This window comes from Corynebacterium qintianiae (assembly GCF_011038645.2).
GTDB classification, from domain to species: Bacteria; Actinomycetota; Actinomycetes; order Mycobacteriales; family Mycobacteriaceae; genus Corynebacterium; species Corynebacterium qintianiae.
This window is the reverse complement of sequence record NZ_CP064955.1, coordinates 400,854-422,531: the sequence shown is the minus strand read 5'-3', so window position 1 is coordinate 422,531 and position 21,678 is coordinate 400,854. Positions and strand designations below refer to the sequence as shown.

Annotated in this window: 22 protein-coding genes; 9 read left to right on the top strand and 13 right to left on the bottom strand. The window is 65.3% G+C overall.

Going from position 1 to position 21,678, the window contains the following annotated elements; genetic code table 11:
- Nucleotides 1-50 precede the first annotated feature (50 nt).
- The 3 genes from G7Y29_RS02165 to upp form a co-directional block, all read right to left on the bottom strand.
- Nucleotides 51-1,181, bottom strand: coding sequence for an amidohydrolase (locus G7Y29_RS02165; protein WP_165003769.1), 1,131 nt, complete (start codon nt 1,179-1,181; stop codon nt 51-53).
- Between the two features lie 168 nt (nt 1,182-1,349).
- Nucleotides 1,350-1,775, bottom strand: a complete 426-nt coding sequence (locus tag G7Y29_RS02160) for a helix-turn-helix domain-containing protein (RefSeq protein ID WP_165003682.1) — start codon at nt 1,773-1,775, stop codon at nt 1,350-1,352.
- Nucleotides 1,776-1,834: 59 nt separating this feature from the next.
- A complete protein-coding gene (upp, locus tag G7Y29_RS02155; RefSeq protein WP_165003680.1) occupies nt 1,835-2,470 on the bottom strand; it encodes a uracil phosphoribosyltransferase in 636 nt (211 codons plus the stop codon).
- Between the two features lie 69 nt (nt 2,471-2,539).
- Here upp and G7Y29_RS02150 point away from each other — a divergent pair, with 69 nt between their 5' ends.
- The 4 genes from G7Y29_RS02150 to G7Y29_RS02135 are packed head-to-tail and all read left to right on the top strand — an operon-like array spanning nt 2,540 to nt 6,162.
- Complete coding sequence (locus G7Y29_RS02150) at nt 2,540-2,824, top strand: hypothetical protein (RefSeq protein WP_165003678.1); 285 nt, start codon at nt 2,540-2,542, stop codon at nt 2,822-2,824.
- Nucleotides 2,821-3,735 (top strand): C40 family peptidase, encoded by a 915-nt coding sequence (locus tag G7Y29_RS10770; protein WP_249399780.1) that lies wholly within the window; start codon nt 2,821-2,823, stop codon nt 3,733-3,735. Before G7Y29_RS02150 ends, G7Y29_RS10770 begins: the two co-directional genes overlap by 4 nt.
- A gap of 22 nt (nt 3,736-3,757) precedes the next feature.
- Nucleotides 3,758-4,996, top strand: a complete 1,239-nt coding sequence (locus tag G7Y29_RS02140) for a hypothetical protein (RefSeq protein ID WP_165003676.1) — start codon at nt 3,758-3,760, stop codon at nt 4,994-4,996.
- A gap of 50 nt (nt 4,997-5,046) precedes the next feature.
- Nucleotides 5,047-6,162 carry a trimeric intracellular cation channel family protein gene (locus G7Y29_RS02135; RefSeq protein ID WP_165003674.1) on the top strand — a complete coding sequence of 372 codons (1,116 nt, stop codon included), beginning with the start codon at nt 5,047-5,049 and terminating at the stop codon, nt 6,160-6,162.
- Here G7Y29_RS02135 and G7Y29_RS02130 read toward each other — a convergent pair.
- Nucleotides 6,112-6,828 carry a VIT1/CCC1 transporter family protein gene (locus G7Y29_RS02130; protein WP_165003672.1) on the bottom strand — a complete coding sequence of 239 codons (717 nt, stop codon included), beginning with the start codon at nt 6,826-6,828 and terminating at the stop codon, nt 6,112-6,114. The genes G7Y29_RS02135 and G7Y29_RS02130 overlap by 51 nt on opposite strands.
- Before the next feature lie 158 nt (nt 6,829-6,986).
- On the opposite strand from G7Y29_RS02130, the gene G7Y29_RS02125 reads away from it, so the two are divergent.
- On the top strand, nt 6,987-8,216 hold the full coding sequence (locus G7Y29_RS02125) for a D-alanyl-D-alanine carboxypeptidase family protein (RefSeq protein ID WP_165003670.1): 1,230 nt from the start codon (nt 6,987-6,989) through the stop codon (nt 8,214-8,216).
- Here G7Y29_RS02125 and G7Y29_RS02120 read toward each other — a convergent pair.
- From G7Y29_RS02120 to G7Y29_RS02105, 4 genes are all read right to left on the bottom strand, one after another.
- The gene (locus G7Y29_RS02120) at nt 8,176-9,264 is read right to left on the bottom strand and encodes a YhjD/YihY/BrkB family envelope integrity protein (protein WP_165003668.1); all 1,089 of its coding nucleotides are present in this window, start codon (nt 9,262-9,264) and stop codon (nt 8,176-8,178) included. The genes G7Y29_RS02125 and G7Y29_RS02120 overlap by 41 nt on opposite strands.
- 61 nt (nt 9,265-9,325) lie before the next feature.
- Complete coding sequence (gene trpS, locus G7Y29_RS02115) at nt 9,326-10,336, bottom strand: tryptophan--tRNA ligase (RefSeq protein WP_165003666.1); 1,011 nt, start codon at nt 10,334-10,336, stop codon at nt 9,326-9,328.
- 11 nt (nt 10,337-10,347) lie between these two features.
- On the bottom strand, nt 10,348-11,139 hold the full coding sequence (locus G7Y29_RS02110) for a trimeric intracellular cation channel family protein (RefSeq protein WP_235933487.1): 792 nt from the start codon (nt 11,137-11,139) through the stop codon (nt 10,348-10,350).
- A 4-nt stretch (nt 11,140-11,143) separates the two neighbouring features.
- The gene (locus G7Y29_RS02105) at nt 11,144-12,055 is read right to left on the bottom strand and encodes an exodeoxyribonuclease III (protein ID WP_165003664.1); all 912 of its coding nucleotides are present in this window, start codon (nt 12,053-12,055) and stop codon (nt 11,144-11,146) included.
- A gap of 108 nt (nt 12,056-12,163) precedes the next feature.
- On the opposite strand from G7Y29_RS02105, the gene G7Y29_RS02100 reads away from it, so the two are divergent.
- A complete protein-coding gene (locus G7Y29_RS02100) occupies nt 12,164-14,371 on the top strand; it encodes an NADP-dependent isocitrate dehydrogenase (RefSeq protein WP_165003662.1) in 2,208 nt (735 codons plus the stop codon).
- A gap of 284 nt (nt 14,372-14,655) precedes the next feature.
- On the opposite strand, the gene G7Y29_RS02095 is transcribed toward G7Y29_RS02100, so the two are convergent.
- A complete protein-coding gene (locus tag G7Y29_RS02095) occupies nt 14,656-15,612 on the bottom strand; it encodes an endonuclease domain-containing protein (protein WP_165003660.1) in 957 nt (318 codons plus the stop codon).
- Between the two features lie 127 nt (nt 15,613-15,739).
- Here G7Y29_RS02095 and G7Y29_RS02090 point away from each other — a divergent pair, with 127 nt between their 5' ends.
- Nucleotides 15,740-17,062, top strand: a complete 1,323-nt coding sequence (locus G7Y29_RS02090) for an O-acetylhomoserine/O-acetylserine sulfhydrylase (protein WP_165003658.1) — start codon at nt 15,740-15,742, stop codon at nt 17,060-17,062.
- Between the two features lie 10 nt (nt 17,063-17,072).
- Complete coding sequence (metX, locus tag G7Y29_RS02085) at nt 17,073-18,218, top strand: homoserine O-acetyltransferase MetX (protein WP_165003656.1); 1,146 nt, start codon at nt 17,073-17,075, stop codon at nt 18,216-18,218.
- A 3-nt stretch (nt 18,219-18,221) separates the two neighbouring features.
- On the opposite strand, the gene G7Y29_RS02080 is transcribed toward metX, so the two are convergent.
- Nucleotides 18,222-18,545: a DUF3017 domain-containing protein gene (locus G7Y29_RS02080; protein WP_249399779.1), complete on the bottom strand. Its 324-nt coding sequence runs from the start codon at nt 18,543-18,545 to the stop codon at nt 18,222-18,224.
- Nucleotides 18,523-19,374, bottom strand: coding sequence for a bifunctional methylenetetrahydrofolate dehydrogenase/methenyltetrahydrofolate cyclohydrolase (locus tag G7Y29_RS02075; protein WP_165003652.1), 852 nt, complete (start codon nt 19,372-19,374; stop codon nt 18,523-18,525). The genes G7Y29_RS02080 and G7Y29_RS02075 overlap by 23 nt, the downstream gene beginning before the upstream one ends.
- Before the next feature lie 25 nt (nt 19,375-19,399).
- On the opposite strand from G7Y29_RS02075, the gene G7Y29_RS02070 reads away from it, so the two are divergent.
- On the top strand, nt 19,400-19,870 hold the full coding sequence (locus G7Y29_RS02070; RefSeq protein ID WP_165003650.1) for a tRNA (cytidine(34)-2'-O)-methyltransferase: 471 nt from the start codon (nt 19,400-19,402) through the stop codon (nt 19,868-19,870).
- Between the two features lie 9 nt (nt 19,871-19,879).
- Here G7Y29_RS02070 and G7Y29_RS02065 read toward each other — a convergent pair whose 3' ends face one another.
- Both G7Y29_RS02065 and G7Y29_RS02060 read right to left on the bottom strand, forming a co-directional pair.
- Nucleotides 19,880-21,184: a PH domain-containing protein gene (locus G7Y29_RS02065; RefSeq protein ID WP_165003649.1), complete on the bottom strand. Its 1,305-nt coding sequence runs from the start codon at nt 21,182-21,184 to the stop codon at nt 19,880-19,882.
- 7 nt (nt 21,185-21,191) lie between these two features.
- Nucleotides 21,192-21,674, bottom strand: a complete 483-nt coding sequence (locus tag G7Y29_RS02060) for a PH domain-containing protein (protein ID WP_249399778.1) — start codon at nt 21,672-21,674, stop codon at nt 21,192-21,194.
- Between the last annotated feature and the right edge of the window lie 4 nt (nt 21,675-21,678).

Below are 21,678 nucleotides of genomic sequence, written 5' to 3'. Positions count from 1 at the left end.
GTATTCCTCCGTGCTGAGCTCGGGTCAGTTTGCCGGAGGCAAGTCTACATTCACCCTTCATCGGCGGCGACAGCAGCGAAGTACTTCTCCACCACGGCGCCGAACAGGCGCACGCCCACGCCGATCGCCTTTTCGTCCACGTTGAGGTCACCCTGGTGCAAATCCTGCTTCTCTCCCCTGCCGTTCCACGCGCCCAAGCGAACCATTGCACCGGGCACGTGCTCGAGGTACCAGGAGAAGTCCTCCCCTCCGGAGGACTGCGGTGTGGACACCACGGCGTGCGGGTCCACGGAGCGGCCGGCTTCGACAGCCAGGGCGGTCGCGACGTCGTCGTTAAGCACAGGTGGAACGCCGCGCTTGTAGTGCAGGTCGAAGTCGCACCCGGTGGGGGCGAGGATCTGCCCGATGAGCTCGGTGATCAGCCCCTCAAGCGCACGCCATGTGCCAATGTCCGAGGTTCGGACCGTGCCCTTGAGCCGACCCGACTTGGGAATCGCGTTGGGCGCACCGCCGGCCTCGACGGCACCAAAAACCACGACTGTGCCCGTGCGCGGGTCGATGCGGCGCGACAGCAGCGCAGGCAACTGGGTTGCCACCGCGCCCAACGCGTAGATCACGTCCGCGGTCTTCTGCGGGCGCGAGGTGTGGCCGCCGGGACCCGTGATCTCGAGGTTGATCACGTCCGCGGCCGAGGTGATCGCGCCGGTACGCACCCCGATCTGACCGACGCGTAGCGACGGCTCGACGTGCAGCGCGTAAATTGCGGCCACGTTCTGCAACCCGCCCCAGCGGATCACATCCACCGCTCCCCCACCCATGACCTCCTCGGCGGGCTGGAAGATGATGCGGATCCCGTGGTCGAGGTGGAGCTCCGCCAAAGCGCAGGCCAAGGCCAGGCAGATCGTGGTGTGCACGTCATGGCCGCAGGAGTGGGACACGCCCGGGGTTCCGGAGGCGAACTCGAGTCCGGAAATCTCGGCGACGCGCAGGGCGTCGATGTCGGCGCGAAACGCCAGCCGGTCGCCGCCTTCGGGCCCGAGATCCACGTAGAGCCCCGTGCCCGGAAACGGGACCGGGTTCATCCCCCGTTGCGTGAGTACCTCGGAGATGAACGCCGTGGTCTCGACCTCCTCATGGGAGAGTTCGGGGTGGGCGTGGATGTGGCGGCGCCAGCCCGTCATCGTGGCTTCGTTGGCGCGCACCCACTCGTTGACAGCGGCGGCGATGCCGGCTCCCGCGCCCGCTCGTCCCACTGAACCCACCGATCCCACCGATCCCACCTGGCCCTCCTGCTCATACCCGTGAATATTATCCTCGGGCCGAGTCTACCAACTAGACCAAGCGGTTCATCACACGGCTGTGCCGGATGCACGGTTGAAGCGCGGCGGGTGCGACGCGGGTCCGCTTGTGAGATACGTTTCGTCGAAACGCGCGGTGTCCTCGGGCGAGGCCGGCCACACGGCTCGTACCTCGGTGACAGCCGCGGCATCCTCCGCGCAGCGCGACGCCACCACCGCGTCCGAGGCTGGCAACAGCGCCACTGGAGGTACGTGCAGAGCGTGTGCGATGCGGTAGACCGTCGACAGCGTCGGGTCTGCCGAGCGCGACATGTTGTACTGGTTGCGCTCAAGATTGGAGATCAAACTTCGCGACACCCCCGACAACTCCGCCAGCCTGCGCTGACTCAACCCCCTCATCTCCCGCAGCGCACGTAGGCGCTCCGACAATACGAAACCGTAACTGGCCCAGTTGGATTGCGGCATGATGTCCGCCATAACAGCCCCCCGCTGCATATCCCCCAATATGACGGGCCCGAGCCTACTACAGCTGCCCGCTACAGGTGAATGTTGCGTGGCCCGTACAGCCGGTCGCCCGCGTCGCCCAAGCCCGGAACGATATACGCGTCCGAGTTGAGCCCCGGGTCGATCGCCGCGGTCAGAAGCCGCACGTCAGGGCAATGAGCTTCAAGCTTGTCGACGCCCGCTTGCGCCGACACAATACAAATGCACGTAATGTCGTCCGCCCCGCGACCCGTGAGCAAGTCGATGGCGTGGATCAGGGACCCGCCGGTGGCGAGCATCGGGTCCACCAGGAACACCGGCTGGCCCGACAGGTCCTCGGGCAGAGCCTCCAGGTACGGCACCGGCTCGTGGGTTTCCTCGTCGCGGGCGAGGCCGATGAAACCGACCTGGGCATCCGGGATCATGGAGAGCGCCGGGTCGATCATGCCCAGGCCCGCGCGGATGATGGGCACGATAATCGGTGGCTGCGCCAGACGCACTCCGTCGGCCTGCCCCACCGGCGTGCTGCAACTAAAGTGCTCCACCTCGAGGCCGCGGGACGCCTCGTAGATCAGCATGGCGCCGAGGTCCGCCAGAGCCGCCCGGAACGCGGAATTGTTGCTGCGCTCGTCGCGCATGATCGTCAGGCGGGAGGCGGCCAGGGGATGATCAACCACGGTGATGTCCATGCGGCCCATGCTAGTTACGAGTTTCGCACCCCATGGAACCCGGTGCGGGATTTCACAGTCCAATAGGACATGAAATCTTTCATCGTTGACGCACCCGCAGTTGCTGACCTCACCGCGACCCTGAGGGAGGCCGCCGCCGGCATTGGGGAGATCCCGTCCGTCCCAGCTCCCGGCCCGGGCGCGACTGCAGACTTCGCTGCCGCGCTGGCGCATGCAATTGAGCGCGCCAACGAGCGCGGTTGGTTGCTGCGCGAGGAAGCTTCGCGCATTGCCGATGTCATGGACCTCACCGTGGACGCGGCGAGGGCCGTGGACGACGCACTCGCGCGTGAGCTCGGGGTGACGCTGCCGTGATCTCACCCTCCGAGGTCCTCGCCGCAGTCGCCGCGCGGATCCCGCACGCGCTCGAAACGGTTCCGGTTCCCTCGCTGCCCAGCCTGGCGGCGGTCGCGGAGCTTGCCCGGGTCGTGGACGCGGACCCGTCCCGGGTGACAACCGCCGCCGAAGCCCTCTCCGCCAACCGTGGTGTCATCGATCAAACCGCCGGTGCCGCCGCCGTTCTCATCCCGAAGGCGGGCACCGACATTGCCACGCTGGGGCAGCGCTACCTCGCCGAAGCTGCGACGCTCCTACCGCTGGCGCTCGCCCCGGGTACTGCCCTGCACGCCGCGGTCAGGCTGACCGAACTCGCCTACCGCACGTACGCGCAGGTCCAGGCGCGTTTGGAGCAGCTCGAGGCGGATCTGCGGCCGCACACCCGGCGTCTACTCGATGTCGTGGCATCCATCGACGCCGAACCGAAGCTGCAGGCGTCGCCCTCGGCGCAGCGCGCGACAGATGAGCTGCGGATGCTCGCCGCGTCCGACGCCAGAGAAGTAAACCTTCCCCCGGAACCCGCGGCCGACGAAACCCCCAAAGGCAGCGCCGCCGGTCGCGCCGCGGTGGAGGCCGCCAAGAGCCAAATCGGTGCACCCTACAAGTGGGGCGGGACGGGGCCCGGCGGCTTCGACTGCTCCGGTTTAACCTCGTGGGCTTACCGCCAAGCCGGGGTGGAGCTGCCGCGCATGGCGCACCAGCAGGCCACCGGCACCCAGGTTTCCTACGACCAATTGCAACCGGGGGATTTGGCGGTGTGGGACGGCCACGTCGCCATGTACGCGGGGGACGGCATGTACATCGAGGCGGGTGACCCGGTGCAGATGAATCCAGTGCGGACAGAGAATATCGGCATGCCGTTCAAGGGCTTCTGGCGGCCGGCAGCCTAGCTCTTTAGTAGAGTTGCGCACCATGAGCACGCGCGCGATTCTCCCTGTCAAACTGTCGCTGACCGAGGGCGATTTCTTCACCCTTTGGGCTCCCACCTGGCAAGAAAACGGTGCGGAGTGGCAGGCGTTTCTCGGTGACGACTCCTCGGTCCTGGTGTTCAATACCCCGGCGGATCTCCTCGCGTACCTCGATTCAGGTGCCGCGCACGACCTGACGGACCACCCGAGGTGGGCACAGTTCTCCGCGCAGGGTGATGACCGGGTCGTGCCCGACGAGAAGAACTACTACGACATCGTCGGTGCCCCCGCGTTCCTCGCGGGCCGCCCGAGCCACGAGAACGTGGCCAAGTTGTCCAAGGTGTTCCAGATCTCCCGCTCGCTCGCGGATGTCTCCGCTGCGGAACAGGCGCAGATCTTCTTCGCCTCCCACTCAGTGCTGGGCAACGTCGCCCGGGGCTCGGAACACTTCGCGGGTGAGAGCGGGATGAGCGAGTGGTCCGGTGTGGGCCGTGCCGTTCTGGCGAGCTGGGAGGATGTCGTGCACTCGCTTGACGGTTCGGTCCGGGTCGTCGAGAGAGCGTCGCTAAGCGACGCCGCGGTCAACGCCGCCGCAGACCGCATCGCCGCCGCCCAGACCGCCAGAGCAGAGGCTGCCGAGCAAGCCCAGGATCACGCGGAGAAGCGCGCCGCCTCCGAGGACCCGTACGACGCCTCGCAGTGGTCCAGGGCCGGAATCGACCCGGTAAAAATCACCGTTCAGGGCAAGACCGTGTACACGTTGCGCACCTACCTCGGATCGGCGCCGGTGTTCCTGGGCAAGTACGGAGAAATCTTCACTTTCCCGTCCGCCAAGCACCTCGGGCGGTGGATCCTGGAGAACGACGATCACGAGCTCGCTGGGGTCTCTACGTGGGAGGATCTGATGACCTCCGCTAACGCGGGAGAGCTCGAGGTCACCGTCCACCCTGACAACGCTTACTCTTTCAACGGTCTCTCCGCCGACATTGAGAAAGGCACCGACGCCGTGGATACGGCGCAGCTGGGCAAGGCCTACGAGCTGCTCGCAGACGCCGCCGACTGGGCCAAAGATGACTCGCTCAACTCGCTGCTCCTAGCCAACCCGCGTATGCAGGATTACCTCGCGTACATGCTCGGCTCCACCGAGGCCGGCGGCTACGTCCCCACCGCGCCATTCACGGACAAGGCGGAGACGTGGACGGAAATGGAAAACCAGCTCATCAAGCGCTTCTCCAAGTTCTAGGTGCAGGTTACGGGTGCCAGCGGAGCGTGATCGTTCTAAGATAGCGCGACGTGAGCCCCGAACAAGGTGAACCCGTAATCGAATCTTTCTACCACTGGTTCGATCTCACCGGTGTGTTGATTATGGGTGTCATCGGCGGTACAATCGCGCGCCAAAAGGGCTACGATATCGTCGGCTTCCTGTTTATCGCGATGGTCTCGGCACTCGGTGGCGGGATGGTTCGGGATGTCTTGATCAATGAGGGCACCGTGGCGGCCATGGATACGCCCGCCTACCTAATCCTCGCGTTCTCGGGAGCACTTGTCGCTCGCTTCGTGTACTTCAAGGGTGACATCTGGGAGGTAGTGCGCAGCCACGGCGACGCTCTTATTGCCGCTCTGTGGGCGTCGGTCGGTGCATTTAAGGCGATTACCTACGGCTTGCCCGTTTTGCCAACGATTTTGATGGGCGTGCTCACAGCAACCGGTGGCGGAATGATCCGCGACGTGCTGATGGGCAACGAACCGAGCGTGTTCGGCGGCAACCAACCGACGGTGGTACCAGCGATTGCGGGAGCGACTGTAACACTCATTGGTGCCCAAACTGGCAATCTCGCCCTCGGCGCGATCCTTGGCCCGGTGACCAGCTTCACGATCTTTCTCGTCGCTTATCACAAGGGCTGGAAGGTTCCGACTCCGAACGAGAAAGCCCTGGTTAACGATACTGCAGCGTTTGTCACTCGGCTTGCCAAGGCTGCGGGAGCGAAGTCTCCTTCCCGCGCCGAGCGGGGCCACCGGTCCGTCAACGCATGGCGCCTCGCTCAAATCAGGCGCTCCGTTGAGCGACGCCTTGCTGGATCTCCGGACGCCCACAACGAAGTCGCGCACGACAAAGCGAACGACATCCTCGAAGACATTGGCACCGAGCTAGAGCCCAGCGGCCCCGGCAGCGAAACCGCCCTAGATAACATCGGGTTCGACTGGCGCGGGGACTCTTACGCAGAAAAATCGGGTGAAGATTACAAGACCATGCTGGACCAGATCCTCTCCGATGACACGTTGACCGACCTGCTGGTGGACAAATTGGAAGATCGTAACGCGAGTCAGTCGACACCGCGGACCGAGCGGAGGGCGGGTTTAGAGCGCCGCCGTACCGAACGCCCAGCCGACCCCGAAAGTGACCGCTAGTCCGAGCGCGCCGCCGATCACGAGGCGGGCGACCGCGCGTTTCGCATCCGCGCCGCCGATCCGCGCCGAGATGGCACCCGTAACAGCCAGCGCTACGAGGGTGACCACGAAGGTAACCGGCACCCTCCACGCGCCCGGTGGGAGCAGCACGGCCGCCAGCGGCAGCAGGGCGCCGAGGGAGAACGCGACGAAAGAGGCGATGGCGGCTGACCACGGATTGACCAGGTCTTCCTCGTCGATTCCGTAGTGCACCTCCAGGTGCGCCTTCAGCGGGTCGGCCGCCGTGCGCTCCTTCGCCACCTGCAGCGCCGTGGCGGGGCTTAAGCCGGTCGCCTCGTACGCGGCGACTAGGTGCTCAAACTCGCTGACTGGATCGACGTCGTGCAGCGCCGTTTCCTTGGCGATGTAAGCCTTCTCCGTGTCGCGTTGCGACGACACCGAGACGTACTCCCCTAAAGCCATCGACACGGCTCCACCGATCACGGCAGCGATGCCTGCGGTGGCGATTGGGTGGATGTCAGACGTCGCACCCGCTACTCCGACGACGACTGCCGCGGTGGAGACGATGCCGTCGTTGGCGCCGAGGACTGCGGCGCGCAGCTTGTTGAGCCGTTCGTTCAGGCCCGTGGCCGGCACCAGGTTCTCGGTGTTCTGTGTCGCTGTCATGGACAACATCATGCGCCTGCGCAAACTCGCCCGCAAGCGAGGTAAGGCTTAGTTCATGCAGGTGAAAGCACTATTTGGCGAGTCAATCCTAACTTCATTGTGCGTCTCAGCACGTCAGACCCGGTTACCCCTCGATGGCGTGTGTACGCTCCATTGCGATGCACACCTCACGATCCACCGCGCTACGCGTCGCCGCCGCAACAGCGTGCGCGTTCCTGTCCGTCGCGGTCCCGCTCGCGCACGCCCAAGAGCCGACCCCCTCCCATTCGTCCCGGGAGTCCATGCCAGATACGGAGTCCTGTCCTCGGGCGACGTGGCCCCCTGAGCCGGTGTCCACTTCGGAGGCATCGGTTGCGGGCTCCACGCTCACCCCGCTGCGCGTGGTTTACGACGGCCCCTGCGGCATCTCCGCTCCCGACGGGTTCACCGTGGGCGACAAGATTCTCGCTTCCGCGTGGCTTGTGGCCGACGTCGACTCGGGCGAAGTCGTCGCGATGAAAGACCCGCACGGCCGGTACCGCCCAGCGTCGGTTATCAAGGTGCTGCTCGCACTCGTGGCTATCGACGAGCTCCCCCTCGACAGAAGGGTCGTAGTCAGCGCGGAATCCGCCAACATGGAGGGCTCATCCGCCGGAATCGGCGCCGGCGGCGAATACACGGTCAACGACCTGTTGCACGGCATGCTCATGGCATCAGGCAACGACACCGCCCACGCCTTAGCCCAGGAGCTCGGCGGGGACGCCGCGGCGCTGCGCAAAGTCAACGCTCTCGCTCAAACACTCGGTATGCACGACACGCGGGTTGTCACCTACTCCGGCCTCGACGGGCCCGGTATGTCCACCTCCGCGTGGGATATGGGGCTGGCCTACCGCGCTGCGTTTGAGAACGAGACGTTTGCCAGAATCGTGGACACGCAGTCCTACCCGTTCCCCGGGTTCGACGACCTCCCCGGGTTCGAGCTGTGGAATGACAACAACCTCTACCTCAACGACCCTGACGGGATTGGAGGAAAAACCGGGTTCACGGACGACGCCAACCACACTTTCGTTGGCGCAGTGAACCACGGGGGCCGACGCCTTGTAGCTGTCATCCTCGACACGACTGTGGAGCGCGGGCGGGCGTGGGAGCAAGCCCAGCAGCTGCTGCACGAGGCCTACAACTTCCCGGACGACTCAGTCGCGACACTCGAGGCGGCATCCGCCAACGAAACTACGACTCCGGTCACCCTAGCCCCGGACGCAAAAGAGCCCGCGGTTATCGCCGCGGACTCTGACGCAGAGACGTTCCCCTGGCCATCTGTCGGCGTGGTCGCCGCTGTGCTGGCTCTGGCGGGCGCCGCCGCGTGGGCTAGTCGCGCGACAGCAGGGAAAGCAAACCAACGCCGATAGCGCCTACGGCCGCGCCTACGCCGAGGGCGGTCGACTTCCGGGGCTTCGCCTGGGTGGCGGCGGCCCCGCGGACATTGATCACCGCGGGCTCCGGCACCTCGGTCTTCTGAGCGGCCAGGGACTCTTCGGTGGTGGCGGTCCACGCGGAGACGTAGAGCACGACGCGCCAGATCAGGTACAAAACAACCATGAGCGCGATGATCGGGCCGAAGATGGCGCCTGCCGGGTTGTTGGTCGCGGAACTGATGATGACGGTGGCGAACTGCTTGATGAGCTCGAATACCAACGCACCGAGCAACGCTCCCTTAAGGCCCGAGCGCACAGGAACCTTGGTGCGCGGCATAAAAATGACTAGCCACGCCATCACGAGGAAATTGGCGAGGATGCCAGCGGCCAGGCCGACGAGCCAGACAACAAACCGCGCGCCCGGGAAGTTGCCGAGGCCGAACCGATCCATGAGGCTCGTCGTGAGATCGGAGGTGCCGATCGCTGTCACGCCGAAGGCGAGGATGAACAGAAGGATGAGGCCGATGAGGCCGAGCAGGTCCCACAGCTTCTTGACGACGAAGTTGCCGCCCTCGTTGGCGTCGAGCTTCCACATCGCGGAGATGCCGACGCGAAGGTTGTTCATCCAGCCGAGCCCGGACCACAGCGTTGTGAGCAAACCGATGCCCGCAACCGCGCCGCGCTGTTCGATGGCCGAGTCGATCAACTGAGAGACCGCGCCTCCAACCTCGCCGCCGAGGGAGTTCTCAATCTGACCCTGAATGTCGGCGATCAAGTCGGGGCGCGCCGCCAGGAAAAAACCCAGCCCGGCGAAGAAGAGCATCGCGAGCGGGAACAGCGCGAGCACCGAGAAGTAGGTGATGCCAGCGGAGAGCTGGTTGCCACCTTCCTTCGCAAAGCGCTCATTCATCCTCAGAAGGTGGGCGGCGACGGGCGACTTTTTGGCCACCTTGTCCGCCGCGCCCTTGTCCTGGCGCTTGCTGGCGCGCTCGATCCCCTGCTCGTCCGTGTACGCCTTGCGGGGCGCGGTGGAGGTAGCCATCAGCCGTCCTTTCTCATCGATTATCCGTGTGCGAATTCACAGTTTAAAGGAAGCGCACCCTCTAGCGCCGGGGGGCGAGGAAGCCCACCTTGTCGTAGACGCTCTGGAGCAGCGGCTCGGAAATCTCGCGGGCGCGCTCAGCGCCGCGCGCCAGGATGCCCTCGAGCTCGGCGCGATCGGCCATCAGCTCGTCGTAACGCGCGCGCAGCGGGGTGGTGAATGCCTCGAGCGCGTCGGCGGTGTCACCCTTGAGCGCCCCGTATCCCTGGCCTGCGTAACCGGCGACGATGTCGTCGATCGGCGTTGCTGTGAGCGCCGATTGGATGACCAGAAGGTTGGACACCCCCGGCTTGTTCTCCTTGTCGTACGCAATCACGCCGTCGTTGTCCGTCACTGCCGACTTAATGCGCTTGGCGGACGTCTTCGGGTCGTCGAGAAGGTTGATCAGGCCCTTCGGGTTGGCACCCGACTTCGACATCTTCACCGTCGGCTCCTGCAGGTCGTAAATCTTCGCGGCGCCTTCGGGGATGAAACCCTCTGGCACCACGAAAGTCTTTCCGAAGCGCGAGTTGAAGCGCTCCGCCAGCGTGCGGGTCAGCTCAAGGTGCTGGCGCTGGTCCTCGCCGACCGGGACGAGCTGCGGGGAGTAGAGCAAAATGTCGGCCGCCATGAGCACCGGGTAGGTGAACAGCCCCACCGTGGCGCGATCCTGGCCCTGCTTGGCGGACTTGTCCTTGAACTGCGTCATGCGGGAGGCTTCGCCGAAACCTGTGAGACACTGCAGCACCCACGTCAGCTCGGCGTGCGCCGGCACGTGCGACTGGACAAAGAGCGTCGACTTGTCCGGGTCAATGCCCAGCGCAATGAGCTGGGCGCAGCCCTTGAGAGTGCGCTCGCGCAGTTCCTCCGGGTCTTGATCGACGGTGATCGCGTGCAGGTCCGGAATGAAGTAGAAGGCATCGTGGCCGTCCTGCAGGTCGATCCACTGCTTCAGCGCCCCGAGGTAGTTGCCCAGGTGGTAGGAATCGGCCGTCGGCTGGATACCGGAAAGAACTCGCTGCGTGACGCTCATGGTTGAGAAGTCTACTTGCGCTTGCGCCTGTGGCGAACGGGTGCTTGCTCGGCAACCATCTTCACCCTGCGGTACACTCGCCGCGCGCCCGGAATCTTGCGGCCGCGGGAGTGCAGAAAGTACGAGAGTTCGTACTTCGGGTCGATAGCGGCGGCTTTCTCATCGTCGTACTCGAAGATGGGCAGCGACCACTTGAACCGCAGCGAGAGAAGCCGGGTAGCAAAAACGAACACCACGGTCACGAGCGTGACTATCCACTCCTGCATATGCATAGCCCGAAGCGCCATGTACACCACCGTGCCCATCACCGCAATGGAGGCGTAGAGCTCCTCGCGGAACACCAGCGGCACCCGGTCCGACAAAATGTCGCGCATGACACCGCCCGAGACGCCGGTAGTCACGGCCGCGACGGCGGTGATAATGAACCCGTGCCCGAGAGTGAGGGCAATCTGGATGCCCAATACCACGAACGCCGCAAGCCCCACGGCGTCGGCGACAAGGAAGAATCTGCGCAGCTGGTACATCAACCAGTCGATCCGCACAGTGATGACGGACGCGATGACGGTCACCAGTAGGAACCTCGGCTCCTCCACCCATGTCAGCGGGTAATTGCCCAGGATGATGTCGCGCACCGTTCCGCCGCCGAGAGCGGTGAGCGCACCGAGGGCGATGACGCCGAACAGGTCCATGCGCACGCGGCCCGCGGCGACTGCCGCGGTCATCGATTCCGCGATGATTCCGACCACGAACAGAGTCGTCAGCAGCTCGGGCATGCTCACACCGAGCATCGTCAAGGACTCCACGGCGCTAGCGGTACTCCACCATCAGTGGCGAGTGGTCGGACCAGCGCTGCTCCACCGTCGGCGCCTTCTCCACCCAGGTACGCGTGGCGCGATCGAGCATGGGGGCGGTCGCGGCCTGGACGTCGATACGCCAGCCCGCGTCGTTGTTGAAGGCCTGTCCGCGGAAGGTCCACCAGGTGTACGGCGCGTCCTCGGGGTGGAGCCTGCGCGCGACGTCGAACCACCTCGGCTCGCAGTTCGCTTCTCGACGCCCCTCCGACGCGTACTCGACAGCTCCCGCCCAGGATTGCAGTGACTTCGAGTTGAGGTCCTGCGCCTCCTCATCCGGGAAGCACCCGAACACGGCGTCCATGAAGGCGCGCTCGTGCGGCAGGAACCCGGACTTCTTGTGGTTGGTCTTGTGGTTCTTCAGGTCCTCGCGGCGGTGGCAGATGTTCCAGTCGCCGCCGATGACCATGTTCGGGTGCTCGCCCGCCCACTGTTCGAGCAGAGGCTCAAATTCGTCGAGGAAGCGGTACTTCTCGTCCTGTTTCGCTGTGCCGGCCGACCCGGAGGGAAGATACAGTGACGCCACGCGGACGTCGTCAAGCGTGCCCGCAATGAAACGGCCCGAATCCTCGAAAGATGTGATACCTATCTCCACGTCCTCGAGCTGTGAGCGACTCAATATGCCGACCCCGGCCCGACCCTTCGCGCCAGGGGCCTCTGCGGGGGCGACGGCGAGGTGCCAACCGGCCTCGAGCGCGGGGGCAAGCGCGGCGCGGGCTTGGTCCACTTCGGCGCGAACCTCCTGCATGAGGACGATATCCGCGTTCGTCTCCTCGAGCCAGCCGAGCATGCCCGGGTTGGAGTCGTTGCGAACCTTCGTGGCCGCGCGGATCCCGTTGACATTTACTGACGCGATGGTGAGACTCATGCCCGCTACCCTACAACGCCGCCTCCCGGCCTACTCATACAGCGTTTCGGACAAAAATTGGTATCCTGAATGACTGGATTAATTGTAAGTACTTAGAGGAGCAAAATAGTGGCAACCATCATCTGGACCCGCACCGACGAAGCACCGCTGCTCGCGACCTACTCGCTGCTGCCTATTGTCAACGCGTTCGCGTCCAACGCCGGCGTGAAGGTAGAAACGCGCGACATCTCCGTCGCCGGCCGCATCCTGGCGCTGTTCCCGGAGCGCGTCACTGATGAGAAGTACACCCACGACGCCCTCGCCGAGCTCGGCGAGCTGGCGGAGAACCCGGAGGCGAACATCATCAAGCTTCCCAACATCTCCGCCTCGCAGGTTCAGCTGAAGAAGGCCATCGCGGAGCTGCAGGCCAAGGGTTTCGACATCCCCAACTTCCCGGACAACCCGTCCACCGACGAGGAGCGCGAAATCCGCGCCCGCTACGACTCGGTGAAGGGCTCCGCCGTCAACCCGGTGCTGCGCCAGGGCAACTCGGACCGTCGCGCGCCGGAAGCGGTGAAGAACTACACCCGCAAGCACCCGCACTCCATGGGCGAGTGGTCGGCCGACTCCAAGACCAATGTCACCACTATGGAAACCGGGGACTTCCGCGCCAACGAGAAGTCCGTCATCATGCCGTCCGATGACACCCTGCGCATCGAGCTTTCGCGTAACGACGGCGCCACCGACGTGCTCAAGGAGGAGCTCAAAGTTCTCCAGGGCGAAGTGATCGACGCCACCTACATGTCCGCCAAGGCCCTCGACGCGTTCCTCCTCGAGGCGATCGAGCGCGCCAAGGCCGAAGGCATCCTGTTTTCCGCCCACCTGAAGGCCACCATGATGAAGGTCTCCGACCCCATCATTTTCGGTCATGTAGTACGCGCCTACTTCAAGGACGTTTTCGAAGCCCACGGTGAGGAGCTTCTCGCCGCGGGCCTCGACGGTGAGAACGGCCTCGGCGCGATTCTCGACGGCCTGTCCTCCCTTGAAAACGGCGAGGAGATCCGCGCCGCCATTGACAAGGCGCTTGCTGACGGCCCCGACCTCGCCATGGTCAACTCCACCAAGGGCATCACCAACCTCCATGTGCCGTCCGACGTGATCGTGGACGCCTCCATGCCGGCCATGATCCGCACCTCCGGCCACATGTGGAACGCCGAGGACCAGGAGCAGGACACCCTGGCCACGATCCCGGACTCCTCCTACGCTGGCATCTACCAGGTCGTCATCGACGATTGCCGCGCCAACGGCGCCTTCGACCCGACCACGATGGGCACTGTCCCCAACGTCGGTCTCATGGCCCAGAAGGCCGAGGAGTACGGCTCCCACGACAAGACCTTCAAGATCTCCGCCGACGGCACCGTGCGCGTGGTCAACTCCGCGGGTGAGGCCATCTTGGAGCACGTCGTGGAGGCTGGCGACATCTGGCGCGCCTGCCAGACCAAGGACGCCCCGATCCGCGACTGGGTCAAGCTGGCTGTCAGCCGCGCCCGCAAGTCCGGCATGAAGACGATCTTCTGGCTCGACGAGTCCCGCGCCCACGACCGCAACCTCATCGAGCTGGTGCGCACGTACCTCGCCGACCATGACACCGAGGGCTTGGACATCTCGGTCGCTTCCCCGGTCGAGGCCACGAAGATCACCGTCGAGCGTCTGCGCCGCGGCGAGGACACCATCTCCGTGACCGGCAACGTCCTGCGCGACTACAACACCGACCTCTTCCCCATCCTCGAGCTGGGCACCTCCGCGAAGATGCTCTCCATCGTCCCGCTCATGGCGGGAGGCGGCCTGTTCGAGACCGGTGCAGGTGGCTCGGCCCCGAAGCACGTGCAGCAGGTCCAGTCTGAGAACCACCTGCGCTGGGACTCCCTCGGGGAATTCCTGGCGCTCGCCGAGTCCCTGCGTCTGGCAGCCGACCAGGGCAACCCCAAGGCCGACGTGTTGGCGGACGCCCTGGACAAGGCCACCGAGACCGTTCTGATTGAGGGCCACTCCCCTTCCCGCAAGGGCGGTGAGATCGACAACCGCGGCTCCCACTTCTATCTCGCACTCAACTGGGCCGAGGAGCTGGCGAAGCAGACGGACGATGCTGCGATTGCCGAGTACTTCACTCCAGTGGCCAAGCAGCTGCGGGAGAATGAGGAGACCATTGCCGCGGAGTTGCTCTCGGTCCAGGGTCAGCCCGGCGACCTCGGCGGTTACTACCTCCCGGACGATGCCAAGGCGTCGGCCGTGATGCGTCCGTCCGCCACGCTGAACTCGATCACTGACGCGATGTAGGTGGCTCGGGCGCGTCCGCCGCTTGTGGCCGCGCCCCTGAGTTACCGCCGGGCCCCCGCTGCACCAATGCCGGTGCGCGGGGGCTTTCGCATGCCATCTCCCCCTTGCACTTTCCGCAAATGCAAACTAGTACGTGCGTGTTAGTCGAGTAACACAGAGAGATCCACATCCCCCCACTCGACTAACACGCACGTACTAGTTTGCATTTGGGTATGGGATCAGGCGTGGGGCCCGGGCGAGCCTCGAGTGGAGTCGCCAATGGAGCATGAGCAGTGGCGTTGCGACTAGGTGTGCCGAGGACCGGGCCTCGGCGGCACCGTCGGACGTCGATGCGCGAGGGTCCATCTGACTTCCGAGACGAACCCTTCCGGGTCGCGCAGGAGATCACCGGGAGTGTAACGGAGGAACACATAGCCGCGGTTGGCGATGGCTTTTTGCCGGGTGAACTCACGCTGCCGCGCCCTCTCGGCATCCGGCCCGTTGTACTTCACCGCACCATCTATTTCGATAATCAGCCAGCCCTCCACAAGCAGATCAACCAGGTAGTTGCCGATGCTGACCTGTGCTTTCACCCCGGTAACGCCTCCCTCGATCAGCATGCCGCGCGCGAGTGATTCAAACGGAGAGTCCGAGCTACCAACGCTGTGCTCGATGCAACCGCGTACCGTCGCGATACCCTTAGACCGGCCCATCATGCAGACACCGTCCCGGATCACCTCAAGGTCGATCCCCCGGAAGCGGAGCCAGTCGACGGCTATCAAACCTTCAAGAAATCCGTGGAAGCGAGCGATATCGGCGAAGGTTCGAACGAGGACGGTGACGAGGATTCCGTCGACAAGCGAGATATGCTGCGCCGGGATGCGCGAATAGCGAAATTGGTAGTCCCTCGTCGCGACACGGCTGGGTGAGCTGGCTCGCGACGGTAGGCTGACCTCGAGTTTTTCCTCCGGAAGGGCGACGACCCACATGCCACACACCCGTGCAGCCGAGCGCCCGGTGAGGATTCCTCCTCGACACGACCATCCGGCTGCCATCACTTTCAGTAGCTGCTGCTTGTGATGCGCGAGCTTTTCCCACTTCGCGCGCGGGTATGCGAGCTGGTCACCGAGTGAAATCATCCTCGCACTCGCGACGGCTGCCAACCCAGCGGAGGTACGCAGATTAACGGTGTCGCGCTGGAGGCTGGCGCGAAAATGTGCGCGCTGCGCCTCAACGAACGGATCCTCGCGATCAACTCCCATACATGATTAGACCAGTTCGAATAACCCACCGTTCCATTCCGCTTTTTATTCACACAAACACACAGCTCACACGGCCTAATAGACAGCTTGGTACACAGACCGCGCCCGGGCGGTTAGGGTTGACCGCATGGCTCAATACGACAACACGAACGCGAACGAATGGTCCTTCGACACCCGCGCCATCCACGCGGGCCAGCAGGTGGACACTGACTACGGCGCCCGCAACCAGCCGATTTACATGACCACCTCCTACGTGTTCGACGACGCGCAGCACGCGGAAAATCGCTTCAACCTCTCCGATGCGGGCCCGATTTACACCCGCATCACTAACCCGACGCAGCAGGCGCTCGAAGACCGCCTCGCCAGCCTCGAGGGCGGCGTCGCCGCAGTCGCCTTCGCCTCGGGCATGGCCGCGGAGACAGCCGCGATCACCAACCTCGCCTCCGCCGGCGACCACATCGTCACCTCCCCGCGCCTCTACGGGGGCACCGAGACCCTCTTCGAGGTCACCCTGCCGCGCCTCGGCATTGAGTTTACCTTCGTGGACAACCCTGACGACCCCGCATCCTGGCAGGCGGCGGTCAGGCCGAACACCAAGGCGTTTTACGGTGAGACCTTCGGCAACCCGATCGCTGACGTGCTCGACATCCCCGCGGTGGCCGAGGTAGCGCACAGCAACCAGGTCCCGCTGATCGTGGACAACACGATGGCCACGGCGGCGCTCGTGCGCCCGCTCGAGCTCGGCGCCGACATCGTCGTCGTCTCCACAACGAAGTTCTACACCGGCAACGGTGCGGCCATCGGCGGCGCGCTTATCGACGCCGGCCGGTTCGACTGGACCGTCGAGCGCGACGGCGAGCCGGTCTTCCCGTACTTTGTCACCCCGGACGCCGCCTACCACGGCCTGAAGTACGCCGACCTGGGTGCACCCGCCTTCGCCATCAAGGCGCGCGCGGGCATCCTGCGCGACACCGGCGCGGCGATCTCCCCCTTCAACGCTTGGATCGCCCTCCAGGGCCTGGACACTCTGGGTCTGCGCGTGGAACGCCACAACGAGAACGCCCTCAAGGTCGCGGAGTTCCTGGCCGGCAACGACAAGGTGGCCAAGGTCAACTTCGCCGGCCTGGAATCCAGCCCGTACTACGCCACTAAGGAAAAACTGGGCCTGAAGTACACCGGCTCCGTGCTCTCCTTCGACCTCGCGGGCGACGCAGGCGACCGCACCGCGGCGTGGAACTTCATCAACGCGCTACGCCTGCACTCCAACCTGGCAAACATCGGAGACGTCCGCTCGCTGGTCGTGCACCCGGCATCCACCACCCACTCGCAGTCGAACGAGGCCGGCCTGACCCGGGCCGGGATCACTCAGTCCACCGTGCGCCTCAGCGTGGGTATCGAGAACATCGACGACATCATCGCCGACCTCGAGCGCGGCTTCGCCGCCGTCTAGGGGCCGCGCAGTGAGCTTCACCTTGCCGCCCGAGGGCGAGCTGCAACGAGTTGGAGTGGGAAGCGTGACGACGGAGGCCGGCGCCGCGATCCCCGACCCCACCATCGCCTTCCAGCGCTGGGGCGAGTTCCGCGGCGACCCGTTCGGCGCAAACAACGTGCTGCTTGTCGAGCACGCCCTGACCGGTGACTCCAACGCCGCCGAGTGGTGGTGCGAGGTGATCGGTCCGGGCAAGGCGCTGGACACCGACACCTGGTGCGTGATTTGTACCAATGCGCTCGGCAGCTGCTACGGCTCCACTGGTCCGGCGAGCGAGCACCCCGATGGAGGCCGCTGGGGTTCGCGTTTCCCCGCGATCTCCATCCGCGACCAGGTCACCGCGGAAAAGCAACTCCTCGCTGCGCTCGGTCTCGGCCGCGTCCGCGCGGTGCTCGGCGGGTCCATGGGCGGCGCGCGCACCCTGGAGTGGACGCTCATGTACCCCGAAATGGTGGACTACGCCTGCGTGCTCGCCGTGTCCGCGCGCGCCAGCGCGTGGCAGATCGGGATCCAGACCGCCCAGCTCTCGGCGATTACGCGCGATCCCAACTGGCACGGCGGCGACTACTACGACAAGCCGTCCGGCCCCGACGCGGGTTTGGCCGCCGCGCGGCGCCTCGCGCACCTGACCTACCGCGGCGAGCTGGAAATCGACGAGCGCTTCGGCACGTCGTCGCAAGCCGGTGAGAACCCGCTCGGCGCCTACCGCGACGACGACCAGCGCTTCGCCGTGCAGAGCTACCTCGACCACCAGGGGGTTAAGCTCGTGGAGCGTTTCGACGCCGGGTGCTACGTCACGCTCACCGAAACCCTTAACCGCCACGACGTCGGCCGGGGCCGTGGCGGCCTGAACAAGGCGCTGGCCAGCTCCAAGGTGCCCACCATGATCGTGGGCGTGGACACCGATATCCTCTACCCCTACCACCAGCAGGAGCATCTGAGCCGTAACCTGGGCAACCTGCTCGCCATGTCCAAGCTTTCCAGCCCCGTCGGCCACGACGCCTTCCTGGTGGAGGCACGTCAGATGGACATTATCCTGCGCAAGTTCATCGCTCTGACGGAGCAGACGCCCTCGCCGCACGACTTCGCCTCGCGCAGCGGCGCGTACGACATCTAAGCCCTAGCTCCCCAGCGCATCCACCGACCAGGCCAGCCACATCATAGCGGCGCCCAGGGCGGTGGTGAATGCGGCGTCGAAACGCTTTGAGCGCACGGCGACGAGCCCGATCACCTGCGAGTCGCAGGTCAGGCGCATGAGAGCGAGCCAGAGCATGCCCGCGCCGAGCGTGAAGGTGGCGCGGCGCCAGTGCTCCGTGGCCGCACACAGCCCGGAGGCGACGAAGCCTACGACGAACAGCGCCGCCATCGCCTGCTGCACGCGCAGGGGCAGCTTCGACGGGGCGTTGCCGAGGTCGTGGGGGTTATCCAGCAAGCTTCTCGGCACGCTCCACAATGTTGCGCACCAGGAAGGTGCGCGTCATCGGGCCCACACCGCCCGGGTTCGGGGAGACCCAGCCGGCCTTCTCCCATACGTCGGGGTGGACATCGCCGACCGTCTTGCCGTCGACGCGCGAGACGCCGACGTCGAGCACTGCCGCACCCTCCTTGACCATGTCTGCGGTGATCATGTGCGGTTTGCCGGCGGCGGCGATGATGACGTCTGCCCGGCGCGTCTCTGCGGCCAGGTCCTTGGTGCCGGTGTGGCACAGCACGGTGGTGGCGTTGGCGGCCTTGGTGGTCAGCATCAACGAGATCGGGCGGCCCACCGTCACGCCGCGGCCGATGACGCAGACGATGGCGCCGTTCAAGTCCACACCGAAGCGCTCAAGGAGCTTGATGGAGCCGTTCGGGGTGCACGGCAGCGGCGCGGGCTCGCCCAGAACAAGTTTACCCAGGTTGACGGGGTGCAGGCCGTCGGCGTCCTTGTCCGGGTCGATCAGTTCGAGCACCCGGTTCTCATCGAGGTGCTTCGGCAGCGGGAGCTGGACGATGTAGCCGGTGACGGCCGGGTCGTTGTTCAGGTCGTCGATAAGCGCGTCCAGCTCTTCCTGCGTTGCATTACCCGGCAGCTCCTTCATGATGGAGGCGATGCCCAGCTGCTCGCAGTCCTTGTGCTTCATGCGCACGTAGTTCTGGCTCGCGGGGTCCTCGCCCACCAGCACCGTCGCCAGGCCCGGGGTGATCCCCTTCTCCTTCAGCGCCGCGACGCGCTTTTCCAGGTCCGCGAAGATCTCGTCGCGGTAGAGCTTTCCGTCCAATTTGATCGCAGTCACGGCCCCTATCCTAGACTTCTGCATCGTGTCGCACTTGCATGTCATCTTCGATAACCCGGTCATCCCGCCGAATACGGGCAACGCGATCCGCATGTGCGCGGGCACGGGTGCGACGCTGCACCTGGTCGAGCCGCTCGGTTTTACCCTCGACGAGAAGCACCTGCGCCGCGCGGGCCTGGACTACCACGACCTGGCAGACGTGCACATCCACCCCGACCTGGACGCATGCTTGTCGACGCCCGGAATCACGCGCACCTTCGCCTTCACCACGCAGGCCACCGCGCACTTTCACGAGGTGTCCTACCAGCCCGGAGACGCGCTGCTGTTCGGTACCGAGCCGACTGGGCTGCCCGAGGCGCACGCGTTCCACCCGCTGGTGACCGAACGGGTGCGCATCCCGATGCTGCCGGGGCGGCGTTCAATGAACTTGTCCAATTCTGCGGCCGTGGCGTGCTACGAGGCGTGGCGGCAGCTGGGGTTTACCGGGGGCGTGTGAGGTGAGATGTCACGGTGAAAGGTTTTCGGGGTCGCGTTCCCCCAGGCGGTCACCCGCCGGCAGCGGCGGTAAATCCCGGGCACGAAGCGTATCGACGAGCCCCCTGGCTTGCTGCTCGTCCAAATCGCGCACCGTAGCCCTGACCGGCCCCGGCACGAGGTCGAGCCGCACGTGCGCTAGACCGAGGCGGCGCTGCAACGGGCCTTGTGTGTAGGTGACCTCCTGGATGTGCGGCACCTCGACGAACGTGTACCGCCGCGACACCGCGCCGGAAGTAACCACCGCAATCCCGTCAACGAGCGCCGCCGACTGGCGCTTCCAGTCCACTGGTGAGACCCAGCGCGCCCGGCGTGGCGAGCGGATGTTCCCCATCGAAACAGGCACAGCGGGGCACAGTTCCGCGACGACGTCGAGCGCCTGGTCCAGCGACCCCACGGGCAGCAACCGCAGGGTGCCGGCGCCGTTGCCGGTGGTGGCATACCCCGCCACGGTGACCTTGACTTCCCACCACCCCCGGGGGCGCCACAGCATGGGCTGCGACAACTGCACAGCGTGGATACGGTCGAGCGGTACCGCCTGCCGGCGCCGGTTGGCCAGGCCGTAGGTGAGGTGGACGACGCCGTCACCGAGCGTGGAGTTGAAACGCCACGACTGGTCGATCATCCGCCATATCGACGGCAGCACTCCAACGAGCACGGGCACCGCCGCCGCCAGGGTCAAGTCGGTGACGAGGGGGATGGCGGTCCACGCGGCGGCACCGACCGTCGTCAAGCGGAGGGCGGCCCCCATCAACGACCGGCGGATCGGGATGGGCGCGACGAGGTAATCTTCCACTTCCGGGTCGGCTAACGAGCCCACCGCGCGCAGGATCTCGGCGCGCACCTGCTCAGCTTCGGCGCGCGAGAGGTAACCGATCTCGATGGCGGAGTTCGCTCCCCCGGCCGCCTCAACGCGCACTGACGCGAGCCCGAACAGGCGCGCGGCGAGCGGCTCGACGACGTCGACGGCCTGGATGCGGTCGTAGCGCGCGGTACGCACCTGGGTGGTCACCACCCCGCGGTGCAGGCCGATCTCCTCCGGTCCGAGCGTGAAACCCATCCTTGACCACCAGAACTGGGAGATTCCGACTACCGTCGCGAGCGCGGCGATAATCCCGCCGGCGATCCACGCCAGGTTGTCCGTGCCGAAACCGCCCTCGCGCGCCCATGTGTAAAGGGGCGCGGCGAAGTTGAACAGCGCGATCGTCGCGAGCGCCAGAAGCGTCGCCCACACGCGCAGGATCGGCGTGAGCCGGTGAACCTTTCTTCCCGTCACAGCTCCGTCACAACCCGCTCATGCGCTCGCGGGCCTTTTCCGCCAACCGGTCGCGCAACGCGTCCGCCTCGGCGGCCTCGATTCCGGGCAGCTTGGACATCGAGCTTGTCGACGCCGTATTCACCGCCAGGTTCTTCAACCCCAGGGCCCGCCCGATCGGCCCCGAGGTGACGTCGACGAACTGGATGCGCCCGTACGGAATGACGGTGACGGTGCGCCACATCCTGCCCTTGGCCAACACCAGCTCGTCGTCCGTTTCCTTCCAGCCCAGCGCGCTCACCCGCAGCGGGATGAGGACGAGCTGCCATAGATAGAACGCGGCGGTGATGCCGAGCGGGATAAGCCACCACGTGCCCCAACTCACATACGCCCAGTACTGTGCGCCAATCAGGACGGCCGCCCAGAGGAGCGTGGAGACGTAGTTGGGGATAATCAGCTTCATCGATACCCTGTTCAACCCGTCTTCCATGCCCGACTCCATAACCGCCATCCTA

Coding starts and splice junctions, on each gene's coding strand:
- G7Y29_RS02165 (WP_165003769.1), bottom strand. CDS start 1,181: ATGACGGGCTGGCGCCGCCACATCCACGCCCACCCCGAACTCTCCCAT.
- G7Y29_RS02160 (WP_165003682.1), bottom strand. CDS start 1,775: ATGGCGGACATCATGCCGCAATCCAACTGGGCCAGTTACGGTTTCGTA.
- upp (WP_165003680.1), bottom strand. CDS start 2,470: ATGGACATCACCGTGGTTGATCATCCCCTGGCCGCCTCCCGCCTGACG.
- G7Y29_RS02150 (WP_165003678.1), top strand. CDS start 2,540: ATGAAATCTTTCATCGTTGACGCACCCGCAGTTGCTGACCTCACCGCG.
- G7Y29_RS02140 (WP_165003676.1), top strand. CDS start 3,758: ATGAGCACGCGCGCGATTCTCCCTGTCAAACTGTCGCTGACCGAGGGC.
- G7Y29_RS02130 (WP_165003672.1), bottom strand. CDS start 6,828: ATGACAGCGACACAGAACACCGAGAACCTGGTGCCGGCCACGGGCCTG.
- G7Y29_RS02125 (WP_165003670.1), top strand. CDS start 6,987: ATGCACACCTCACGATCCACCGCGCTACGCGTCGCCGCCGCAACAGCG.
- G7Y29_RS02120 (WP_165003668.1), bottom strand. CDS start 9,264: ATGGCTACCTCCACCGCGCCCCGCAAGGCGTACACGGACGAGCAGGGG.
- trpS (WP_165003666.1), bottom strand. CDS start 10,336: ATGAGCGTCACGCAGCGAGTTCTTTCCGGTATCCAGCCGACGGCCGAT.
- G7Y29_RS02105 (WP_165003664.1), bottom strand. CDS start 12,055: ATGAGTCTCACCATCGCGTCAGTAAATGTCAACGGGATCCGCGCGGCC.
- G7Y29_RS02095 (WP_165003660.1), bottom strand. CDS start 15,612: ATGGGAGTTGATCGCGAGGATCCGTTCGTTGAGGCGCAGCGCGCACAT.
- G7Y29_RS02090 (WP_165003658.1), top strand. CDS start 15,740: ATGGCTCAATACGACAACACGAACGCGAACGAATGGTCCTTCGACACC.
- G7Y29_RS02060 (WP_249399778.1), bottom strand. CDS start 21,674: ATGGCGGTTATGGAGTCGGGCATGGAAGACGGGTTGAACAGGGTATCG.